The 8,154-nt window shown below is 47.1% G+C and carries 7 protein-coding genes; 6 read left to right on the top strand and 1 reads right to left on the bottom strand.

All coding sequences use genetic code 11. The features are described 5' to 3' along the window. Positions 1-41: 41 nt before the first annotated feature. Positions 42-956, bottom strand: coding sequence for a GDP-mannose 4,6-dehydratase (locus TY10_RS06030; protein WP_042161597.1), 915 nt, complete (start codon positions 954-956; stop codon positions 42-44). A 627-nt stretch (positions 957-1,583) separates the two neighbouring features. On the opposite strand from TY10_RS06030, the gene TY10_RS06025 reads away from it, so the two are divergent. The 6 genes from TY10_RS06025 (at position 1,584) to TY10_RS06000 (ending at position 8,138) form a co-directional block, all read left to right on the top strand. Next, positions 1,584-2,594: a LacI family DNA-binding transcriptional regulator gene (locus tag TY10_RS06025; protein ID WP_042161595.1), complete on the top strand. Its 1,011-nt coding sequence runs from the start codon at positions 1,584-1,586 to the stop codon at positions 2,592-2,594. Between the two features lie 27 nt (positions 2,595-2,621). Further along, positions 2,622-3,545 (top strand): ribokinase, encoded by a 924-nt coding sequence (rbsK, locus tag TY10_RS06020; protein WP_042161593.1) that lies wholly within the window; start codon positions 2,622-2,624, stop codon positions 3,543-3,545. A gap of 144 nt (positions 3,546-3,689) precedes the next feature. Next, positions 3,690-5,201, top strand: coding sequence for a sugar ABC transporter ATP-binding protein (locus tag TY10_RS06015; RefSeq protein ID WP_042161592.1), 1,512 nt, complete (start codon positions 3,690-3,692; stop codon positions 5,199-5,201). Next, on the top strand, positions 5,198-6,160 hold the full coding sequence (locus TY10_RS06010) for an ABC transporter permease (RefSeq protein WP_042161590.1): 963 nt from the start codon (positions 5,198-5,200) through the stop codon (positions 6,158-6,160). The genes TY10_RS06015 and TY10_RS06010 overlap by 4 nt, the downstream gene beginning before the upstream one ends. Further along, positions 6,157-7,095 (top strand): ABC transporter permease, encoded by a 939-nt coding sequence (locus TY10_RS06005; RefSeq protein WP_042161588.1) that lies wholly within the window; start codon positions 6,157-6,159, stop codon positions 7,093-7,095. Before TY10_RS06010 ends, TY10_RS06005 begins: the two co-directional genes overlap by 4 nt. A gap of 5 nt (positions 7,096-7,100) precedes the next feature. Continuing rightward, complete coding sequence (locus TY10_RS06000) at positions 7,101-8,138, top strand: autoinducer 2 ABC transporter substrate-binding protein (protein ID WP_042161585.1); 1,038 nt, start codon at positions 7,101-7,103, stop codon at positions 8,136-8,138. Positions 8,139-8,154 lie beyond the last annotated feature (16 nt).

The following is an 8,154-nucleotide window of genomic DNA, read 5'->3' as shown; positions in this document are numbered from 1 at the left end:
GCGTTTTTTACGTGTAGTGCATTGTAATACGCTGCTCTAGATTAATGCTGAAAATAATGCTGATAGGTATGCGTTAAACCTTCTGTTAAGCTGACCTGCGGACGCCAGCCCAGCGTTTGTTCAGCTTTGGCATTGTCCAGGCAGCTGTCTCGAATATCGCCTGCCCGTTCGGCGTCATAATGAATCTCAACGTTCCCGCCGTGAATTGTTTTTACCGTATGCATTAAGCTGTTAATCGAAGTTCTTAGTCCTGTACTGATATTGATCGTTTCTAGATGGCCTTGATCAATGGAAGATAGATTGGCATGAACGACATCCTGGACATAAATGAAATCCCGGGTTTGCTCACCGTCGCCATGTACGAGCAGAGGAAGACCTTTTGCCAGCTTGCTCATCGCAATTGCAACGACTCCGCCTTCTCCTTTAGCACTTTGAAGGGGACCATAAACGTTGCTGTAACGCAATATGGTATAGTTCATGCCGTACAGCTGATGAAACAATCGGATATAGCGTTCACCTGAGTACTTGGAGAGCCCATAATAGGAAATTGGAGCAGGGGAGTTGTTCTCCAAGTTCCGTTCATCATTAGTCTCTCCGTACACAGCAGAGGTAGAAGAGAAAATGATCTTGTTTACACCAGCTTGCTGGCAAGATTTCAGAAGCCGGACCGTTCCGACGATGTTGACGTTGGAATCGAAGGCAGGGTCCGCCAGCGATAGCTGAACATCAACCTGTGCAGCCATGTGAAACACAACATCCGGACGCACCGTTTCAATAATTTTGCAGCTGGATTCGCTATTTATATCTGCAACATGCAAGGTTGCGGCAGGATTCACTTGAATTTTGTTCCCCGTCGATAAATTATCAATAACATGAACTTCAGCACCGCGCTGGATAAGCAAATTCACAAGATGAGAACCTATAAATCCCGCACCCCCGGTAACTAACGCTTTCATCACTCCACTCCTCATTAAGGCGATATGCATCATAGTACGCGCTATGCAGAAATTGGAAAGATGTATTTACCCTGTAGGTGAAAGCCAAATTATTGGTTAATGGCAATAAAGATATGACGAGAGGAGAGGAGGGGAAGGTGGAATGCGTAGTTGAGGATCAAGGATCGATTGTTGATGCACTTTGCGTAAACGGTTTCGCAACTTTTTCATTGGATAATCGCTCCTTTATTGGACGACTTTCCAGCTAATTTAGTCCGGAAATCTCAGAAGTGTAAATCGTTGCGGTCGATCAACTATCCACAAGATGCTCATCAAAAAAGCTCGAACCTGCCAAAAATGTCTATTTAGCGTTATGTAAAGTGACATAAAATAATCGAAATATTATTGAAATCATGAAATAAGCATCATTAATCTAACATATTGGCGATACATATATAAAATGTAAACGTTTTATTTTCTATTTTTCGAAAAAACCTATTGTAATCTGATTTCGCATGTACTAATATGAAATTAGAAATTGCGTAAACGGTTTCGCACAAATACATTCCAAATATATTTTTATTACAAACAATGAATGAGCTGACTTTGCGAAAACGTTATGACAATGAAATAAGGAATGGGGTAGCTATGTTTAACAAGGAAATCACCATTAAAGACGTAGCAAAGCACGCCAACGTGTCCGTAGCTACCGTATCCCGGGTAATGAACGGAAGGGATCGTGTAAGTGATTCAACCCGGAAGAAAATATTAAAGATCATTGAAGAGTTGAATTTCGTACCTAATACGATGGCAGCCTCTATGGTTAATAAAAAAACCAACATGCTCTCCGTCGTTGTACCAGAAATTCAAAATCCTTTCTATACCGCAGTCATTGGGGGAATGGTGGAGGTCGCCAAGAAGGAAGGGTTCTTCACGATGGTCGTTGCAACGAACAGTGACGAAGCGGAAGAGGACGAGTTTTTCGACAGCTTTCTAGGGAAAAATGTAGACGGTATCATTCTAATCGGTACGCATAAGGACGCCGGGTTTTATCGGAATATCCGCAAGCCTACTATTCTGGTGGACCGTTATATCAATGACTGCGGTCATGACGGCGTGTTGATTGACAATTTCCGCGGAGCCTATGAGGCAACCCGACATTTTGTAGAATATGGTCATGAACGTATTGCGATAATTGATGGAGCACATGATTTTAACGACGGCAAGGATCGCTACTGGGGTTATCGTCAAGCGATGCATGAAGGCGGTCTAACACCTGATCCCAACTATCATAAGCAAGGAAATTGGCTGGAGGAGGACGGTTACCGGTATACGATGGAGCTTATGCGCTCCGAGCAGCCGCCAACCGCTATATTCGCGGCCAACAATGTGATCTGTACCGGCGCGATCAAAGCGATTCGTGATCTGAATCTTCAGATTGGGGAGGATATTTCATTAATCGGCTTCGATGATAATGAGCTTGCTCAGTTTGTACAGCCTCGGGTCACAGTCGTCAGCAGACCAACTAGAGAGATGGGGATTCAAGCAGCGGAAATGCTCATTCAGAAAATTAAAGGAGAGCCATCCGAGCAGACAAAGCTGAAAAAAGTAATCTTGGACGTCGAGTTGATGAAATACGGATCGGTCGAAAAAACTTAAAGTCTAAACTTGGGGGAGGGGAGAGCTATGGCGAAGATCTTAGTAGTAGGCAGCATGAATATGGATATTGTTACTCAGGTTGAACGTCACCCGGTTCCCGGTGAAACGATACATGGCAACGAAACCCGCTTCTTCATAGGCGGCAAGGGAGCCAACCAAGCGGTTGCTGCCTCCCGTTCCGGCGCATCCGTTGCTATGGCAGGAGGTTTAGGAACAGATTCCTTCGGTGCAGATATCCGAAAGCAATTGGCGGAGGATGGAATTGATCTTGATTACGTATCGGAGCAGCCCGCTATGACAGGAATTGCAGTGATTACGATTGATCAGACAGGTGAGAACAACATTATTTTATCAGCAGGCGCGAATGGCAAATACGGGGAAGACGAGGTGGATACACTAGATCTAACTGGATTCGACGTCATCCTGCTGCAGAATGAAATCGCACAAGCTGTTAATCAAAGAGTGCTCGAAAAAGCCGCAATGGCCCATATCCCGGTGTTCCTGAATCCTGCTCCGATTACCGGATTCGATCATACTCAGCTGAACAACGTCAGCTTCCTGATTCTGAATGAAGTTGAAGCGGAGGAGCTCAGCGGTATACGGATAGATGGAATTAGCGAGGCGCTGCAGGCAGGGAAGCAAATGCTTGAGGCTGGACTTCCTCATCTCATTATCACTTTAGGGAGTAAAGGCTCACTCTACTTGGACCAAGCTGGAACTCAAATCGAGACACCTGCTTTCTCAGTTGATGCCGTGGATACAACAGCGGCTGGTGATACCTTTATCGGGGCATTCGTTGCGAAGTATATCGGCGGAACCCCGTTGAACGAAAGTCTGCGCTATGCAACGGCAGCTTCAGCGCTTGCCGTGTCAGCAGCCGGTGCTCAGAGTTCGATTCCGTCAGAGGATAAAGTACATGAATTTCTTCAGCGTGTAGAACTAATAAATTAATAATACCGTAGTTAAGCAATGTGATAGGAGGTATTTCTTTCTCTGAAAGAAATACCTGCATACCAAGACTTTGACGATTTAACGCTTAGTCTTGTTAAAGTTACCCAAAATTCAGTCTGATGCAGGTGAATGGGAGGTCAAACGATGACGCATCCAGTATTGACGATGGAAGGAATCAGCAAAGAGTTTCCAGGCGTGAAAGCGTTATCCAATGTTGGATTTGAGCTGTATCCAGGTGAGGTTCATGCACTAATGGGTGAAAACGGAGCCGGTAAATCGACGTTGATGAAGGTGCTGTCAGGTGTGTATTCACCGACACAAGGGAAAATCCGGCTGAAGGACAAGGAAGTGTCGTTCCGCAATCCGCTGGATGCCCAGCGTCAAGGAGTGTCGATTATTCATCAGGAATTTAACTTGTTCTCAAATTTGTCCGCAGCGGAAAACATATTTATCGACCGGCCGGAGATGATGGACCGGTTTGGACGAATACGATGGGCCAAAATGTACGAGGAGGCTCAGCGTCTAGTCGATTCGATCGGGGGCGGCGAGATTGATGTCCGCAAGGAGGTTCGGCATCTCGGGGTTCATAGCCAGCAAGTTATCGAGATTGCCAAAGCGTTATCCTTTCAGGCAGATGTGCTCATAATGGATGAACCCTCCGCCGCGCTTCCCGAGAACGAAGTGAAGAAAATGTTTGATGTTGTTAATCGACTTCGGGCGCAAGGTGTAGCCATCGTGTATGTTTCCCACCGGATGAAGGAAATATTTGAAATTGCAGACAAAGTAACAGTGCTGCGGGACGGGGCTAAGATCGATACCCGAATGATCGGAGAGGTTACCGAGCAGAGCTTGATTCAAATGATGGTCGGTAAAGCGGTTGGCCAATTGTATCCGGCAAGAGAGCAGCAGCAAGATCAAGAAGTAGTCCTGCAGGTCAAGGAACTGTCGCTTGATTCTACGCACCGTGTCTCTTTCGAGTTGCGAAGGGGAGAAATTCTAGGATTGTTCGGGGTTCCGGGTTCCGGCACACACACGATCGCGGAGCGATTATTCGGACTTAAACGCGGATCGGGCGAAATCAGCATTCATGGCGCACCGGTGAAAATCAACAGTCCTAGTGAAGCCAAAGCGAAGAAGATTGCTTACGTCCCTCCGGATCGTCACCGTCAAGGGATTATAAAGCCAATGTCGATCCGGCAAAACCTGTCGATCCCAATTCTGCCGCAGCTGTCAAAAGGCTTAGTGCTCGACCAGGAGCGAATCAAGCAAATGAGCGGAGAATATATGGAGAAGCTGCGGATTAAAGCGCCCAGTGACGGGCAAAGTGTAGACTTTCTGAGTGGAGGCAATCAACAGAAGGTTGTGATCGGCAAATGGCTTGCCGCTCATCCGGATATTCTCATTCTGGAAGAACCAACCCGGGGTGTTGATGTCGGGGCAAAGGCTGAGATCTACAATATTATTCATCAACTCGCCCAGGATGGGTTAAGCATTCTGCTGATATCTTCCGAAATGCCGGAGGTTATTGGACTAAGCGATCGTATTCTGGTGCTGTACAAAGGCGAGGTTGTACATGAATTCGCGCATGGCGAAGCGGACCAGGAGCAATTGCTGCAGAGGGCTTCACACCCGCTCATCGAAGGAGGCAGCTTATGAAACGCCTGTTAAATGTGCATGAAGCGCCTATTATTCTGTTCACCATTATTGTTACCCTGCTGTTTGCGTTCATTTCTCCCGATTTCCTGCAATTTGATAATATTAAGCTCATTCTGGATCAGAACATCTCCATGTTTATCGTGGCAATCGGAATGACGATGGTCATCCTCCTTGGCGGCATGGATCTATCCGTCGGCTCTGTTCTCGCTGTAACCGCAACATCAGTTGGGCTATTTCTCAGCCACGGCATCCACCCCTGGATTGCTGCTGCTATGGGGATAGTGATTGGAGTACTATGCGGAATGGTCAACGGCTATTTCATCGCGGTGAGGAAGATTCCGGATATCATTGTAACCTTGGCCACAATGTACATTTTCAGAGGCATTGCGGTAGGGATCAGCGGTGGCACCTGGATGACGAACTTTCCGGCAGATTTTCGTTTCTTCGGACAAGGTCATCTGCTCGGACTATCGTTTCCGCTGCTAATCGCCATCATTCTCATCGCAATCTTTACCTATCTGTTGAAATTCTCTCGGCCTGGCCGAAGAATCTATGCGATCGGCGGGAACAATTCCGCAGCCAAGCTGGCGGGAATTAGTGTAGCCAAGTCCAAGTTTATGGTCTATGTATTAACTGGTCTGCTGGTCGGGATCGCCTCGGTGATTTTCGCAGCGAAGGTAGGCAGCGTACAGGCCTCAACAGCTGGCAACAGCTTAGCCTTTGAAGTCATGGCAGCCGTTCTGATCGGCGGGGGAAGCATATTTGGCGGCGTCGGTACGATAGCCGGAACGATGCTAGGCGTACTGTTCATGGGCATCATTAAAAACGGACTGATTATTTCCAAGGTCTCTCCGTTCTGGGTAGATGCCGCCACTGGTTTTCTGATTATTCTGGCAATTGTTATTAATACACTTCAGCGTATTCGACAGAACAAAGGCAAAGAGGAGGATTTGGTATGAGTACATGGACTAGCTCGCTCCGGATGAATAAGCTGCTCGTTCAGCTCATTCTGCTGTTCGTCATTCTCGTCCTGTTCAGCTTCTTGTCTCCTTACTTCCTATCCGTCACCAACTTCATGAATGTGCTGAACCAGATGGTTGAAGTAGGACTGATCGCAATCCCCATGACGATGATCATCATATCCGGCGCGATGGATCTTTCGGTCGGCTCCATCCTGGCTTTCTCCGCTGTATGTATGGGCGTTGCATTCGAGCGAGGCATGAACGTCTGGTTCAGTATGATCATCGGACTGCTGGCAGGCTTGCTATGCGGGGCAGTTAACGGCTATCTCATTGCGAGGCACCGGATGCAAGCGATTGTCGTCACCATCGGGATGCTGGTCATGCTGCGGGGTCTTGTCTACGTCATTAATCAGGGCAGACCGGTCAGCGGCTTTCCGGACGCCTTCTATTTCATGGGCCAACAGTATATAGGAGGCATACCGGTTAATGCGATCTTCCTGGTTGTTATGTTCCTTATTGCGAGCTTCGTTATGAAGAAAACAAGATTCAGCACGTATGTGTACGGGATTGGCAATAATGAAGAGGTCGTCCGCTATTCGGGCATTTCGGTTGTACGTATCCGATTCCTGCTCTTCATGCTCAGCGGATTGTTCTCAGCCTTAGCGGGTGTATTCCTGGTGTCACGTCTAGCAAGCGCGGAAGCGACATCAGGTACCAATATAGAGCTGGATGTAATAACAGCTACTTTAATAGGGGGCACACATATTTTTGGAGGGAGGGGGAGTCTTTCAGGCACATTTGTCGGGTTGCTCATCATCGTGTTCTTGCGTAATGGATTGAATTTGTTAGGCGTATCCGTGCTTTATCAGGCAGTTATATTAGGGGCGCTGCTTCTGCTTGCTGTAGGAAACAAAAAATTCAACGGAGTGTGAGACCTATGAGAAAAATGACATTGGCAGTAATGACGGGTGTATTGGCTTTGACTTTGGCAGCTTGCGGAACTACGAACAACAAACCAACGAATACTGGAAATGGTACGAATCAGGGGAATTCCGCTTCGGGCACAAGAACCTACTTTATGAATCCGAAGTCAATTGGTCCTGCCTATTGGGCAGCCGCCGAAAAGGGTGCCAAGAAGGCGGAAGCTGATTTGAAGGTCAAAGTGTTGTTCAACGCACCGACAGAGGCGGATTCTTCCAAACAAATCAATATGATTCAAGATATGCTGACGCGTAAAGTGAACGGAATCGGCGTATCGCCTAACGATGCCAAAGCAGTTGGCCCTGTGTTCAAAAAAGCGGCAGGACAAGGCGTCAACATTGTGACCTGGGATAGCGACGCGCCAGAAACTGATCGTCAATATTATGTAGCGCCAGCTACAGACCTAGAGGTCGGAGAATTGCTTGCTAAAACCATCGGCGAAGAAATCGGCGGCAAAGGCCAGGTTGCATTCATGGTTGCAGGTCTCGGCTCTCAGAACCAAATTGCCAAATCCGATGCGGCAAAAGCTTATTTTGCAGCCAATTATCCAGATATCGAAGTAGTCACGACTGTAGCCAGCGATGATGATCAGCAAAAGGCGTATGCCAATGCGCAAAACCTGATTCAGACTTACCCTGAGTTAAAAGGTATTGTCGGATTTGCAGGCGGCGAACCGCCAGCAGCAGCAGAAGTGGTAGAGCAAGCTGTTAAAGCCGGTACGTTGAAGAAAAACCAAATCGCAATTACCGGCATCGCCGTTCCAAGCGTCGTGAAAAATTATATTAAGAACGGTACGATCACAACAGATATTATTTGGGACCCGGGCAAGCTGGCTTATGTGACCGTCTATATTCTGGATCAATTGGCTCAAGGCAAAGAAATTACAGACGGCATGGAAATTCCGAACGTAGGAACGATTAAGGTCGATGGTCAAAATGTATTTATCGGTACGCTTCAAGTGACCAAAGAAAATGTAGACAGCTTTGATTTCTAATCTTCCCTATAACAGG

It is taken from the genome of Paenibacillus gorillae (assembly GCF_000513275.1).
Classification (GTDB): domain Bacteria; phylum Bacillota; class Bacilli; order Paenibacillales; family Paenibacillaceae; genus Pristimantibacillus; species Pristimantibacillus gorillae.
The sequence above is the reverse complement of the archived record's forward strand: the minus strand, read 5'-3'. Positions and strand labels throughout refer to the sequence as shown.